Source organism: Microbacterium sp. B19, from assembly GCF_000333395.1.
Taxonomy (GTDB): domain Bacteria; phylum Actinomycetota; class Actinomycetes; order Actinomycetales; family Microbacteriaceae; genus Microbacterium.
Window position 1 is genome coordinate 1 of sequence record NZ_BADA01000474.1, and the last position, 2,655, is coordinate 2,655.

Below are 2,655 nucleotides of genomic sequence, written 5' to 3' on the forward strand. Positions count from 1 at the left end.
CCCGATCCAGCTGACGGGCGTTACCGGCACCAGCGTGGTGTGGAACGGCCTCGAGAACGGCGCCTCGTATCGCGTGCGAGTTCAAGCAGTGAATAAAGCGCCAGAGCCGAGCAGCTGGAGCCCGTACTCCGGCGTTGTCATCCCGGCGGGGGTGCCCGATGCGCCGGGAACGCCCACGACCTCGCCGGCGACACCCGTCAAGTCACAATCGCAGATCCTGGTGGCCTGGACACCTCCGCTGCACAACAACGGCGACAACGTGTCGGGGTACACGGTTTTGGTCAAGCAGGGTGGCGCTGTCGTCAATTCAGTGGACACAATCGGAACCTCACTCAACGTTCCCGTCGACCCCGGTGAGAACTACACGTTCGCCGTCACCGCTCGAAACAAGGCGGGTAGTTCGGGGGCCAGCGGGGACTCTGAGCAGCGGCGCGGCGCTCTCCCGCCGGGTGCCCCCACCAATGTGAGACTGACCCCGGCGGACAAGTCGGTCGTGGTCGACTTCGATCCCGGACCCCTCAACGGCTCTCGTGCCGACGAGGTCGACTACCACTACCGCGTCGACCAGACGGGCGCGTCAGGCACGCTGGCCGCGCCGGGAAGTTCGATCACCGGGCTCACCAACGGCACCGAGTACTCCGTGACCGTGTGGGCCACGTCAAGGGTGCAAGACGTCAGGGGGAGTGCTGAGGCGCAGTCGGGTAGGGCGACGCCCTTCGGGCGGCCGATCCTCACGATGGACGCGCCCGTGCGGCTTGACGGCGCGGTGCAGTTCACCTGGACGATCGACTCGAACGGCTCACCGAGCACGTCGCCGGATGCTCCGATTCAGGGCGACGGCACGCACACATGGACGAAGTCCGGGCTGCAGCCCGGGGAGTCGTACACGTTCAACCTGTCGTACACGAACGCGGCCGGGTCGGTGTCGGACTCGCGGACGGGACAGGCGAATGACCCGCCTCCCCGAAGCATCTGGATCACTGACATCTCCGGGAAGTCCGCGACCTTGAATTTCCAGAGCTACGAGGCCGGGACCTATGAGGTTCGCTGCTGGGCCGCCTCGAAGTACGAGGACCACAGGTGGGATGGCGTCTCGGGCGCAAACTACGCCGGACCTGTGTCGAACGTTTCCGTTCCCGCGAACGGCTCCGTCCGGATCACCTGCCCCGATACCAACGGGCGACTGACAGACGGCGGTCCGTTCTCCCTCGAGATCCCCGGGAAGGACTGGGTCAGGGGCCGATGAACCGACCAGACGAGAGGTTACGACGATGACAATCACCCAAGAACAGATCACCTGGTTCGCCGACACCTTCCAGAAGCTCAGCGACAACGTGGGGCTCGCCGTGCTCGGCAAGCCCGGGGTGGTGCGGCTGGTGCTCACGGCGTTCCTCGCCGAGGGACACGTGCTGCTCGAGGACGCCCCGGGGACCGGCAAGACCCAGCTCGCGAAGGCGCTCGCCGCCACCGTGCAGGGCTCGAACAGTCGCATCCAGTTCACTCCCGACCTGCTGCCCTCGGACGTGACGGGAACCGTCATCTACGCGCAGAAGACGGGGGAGTTCCAGTTCCGCCAGGGGCCGATCTTCGCGTCGATCGTGCTGGCGGACGAGATCAACCGCGCCTCGCCGAAGACGCAGTCCGCGCTGCTGGAGGTCATGGAGGAGGGCCGCGTCACGGTCGAGGGCGTGCCGCATTCGGTCGGCCGACCGTTCCTGGTGATCGCGACGCAGAACCCGATCGAGCAGGCGGGAACGTACAAGCTCCCCGAGGCGCAGCTCGACCGCTTCCTCATCAAGACGAGCATCGGCTACCCCGACCTGGCGGCGGCCGAGATGATCCTGTCGGGCGCGGCGGTGAAGGACCGGTCGGCGAGCCTGTCGCCCATCGTCACGACGCAGCTCATCGCCGAGATCTCGCAGCTGCTCACCGACGTGCACGTGGACCCCGCGGTGCTGCGCTACACCGCGCAGCTGGCCGAGGAGACGCGCCGCGACCCGAGCACGCGACTCGGCGTCTCGGTGCGCGGTTCGCTCGCCATGATCCGCGCGGCCAAGGTGTGGGCCGCGTCGGAGGGGCGCGGCTACGTCGTCCCCGACGACATCAAGGCGCTCGCCGGCCCCGTCTGGGAGCACCGACTCGTGATGGACCCCGAGGCCGAGTTCGCCGGCGCCACGCCCGAGGCCGTCGTGGGACGCGCGCTCGCCGCGATCGCCGCTCCGCAGTCCCGCAGCTCGGCGGCATGATGCGCGGCCGCCTGTTCTCCCTCGCCCGGGCCGTCGCTGCCCGCGTGGGCGTCGTCGCGCGCCGCGCGTGGGTCGTCGTCCGCGCGCGGCTCCGCGTCGCCACGACGCTCGGATGGAGCCTCGTCGCCGTCGCGGTCCTTGCGCTCGTCCTGGGTGGGGTCTTCGGCTGGGGAGAACTGGCGGCGCTCGGGCTCGGGGCCGTGCTGGTCATGGCATCCGCGATCCCGTTCGTGCTGATCCGACCGGTGTACGACGTCGCGATCGAGTTGGCCGCGCACCGCGTGCGGGTGGGGGAGCGCGCCGTGGGGCGCCTCGTCGTGCGCGGGGCGGGACGCCGTACCTCGCCGGCGACGACGGTCCGTCTCCCCGTGGGGGCGGCCCGTCCGGATTCCGATGCCCGGCTCCCCCC

At 69.3% G+C, this 2,655-nt stretch carries 2 protein-coding genes and 1 pseudogene; all 3 read left to right on the plus strand.

Going from position 1 to position 2,655, the window contains the following annotated elements; translation table 11 throughout:
* Positions 1 to 1,246 (plus strand): fibronectin type III domain-containing protein (locus I5G_RS25530; RefSeq protein ID WP_148286530.1); only part of this gene is annotated, 1,246 nt, incomplete at its 5' end.
* Between the two features lie 25 nt (positions 1,247 to 1,271).
* Positions 1,272 to 2,246, plus strand: a complete 975-nt coding sequence (locus I5G_RS16620) for a MoxR family ATPase (RefSeq protein WP_022880071.1) — start codon at positions 1,272 to 1,274, stop codon at positions 2,244 to 2,246.
* Positions 2,243 to 2,655: pseudogene (locus tag I5G_RS23125) on the plus strand (hypothetical protein); the annotation flags it as partial. The gene I5G_RS16620 and the pseudogene I5G_RS23125, both read left to right, overlap by 4 nt.

Bases quoted from the DNA above. Each gene is read 5' to 3' on its own strand.
- I5G_RS16620 (WP_022880071.1), top strand. From the start codon at position 1,272: ATGACAATCACCCAAGAACAGATCACCTGGTTCGCCGACACCTTCCAG.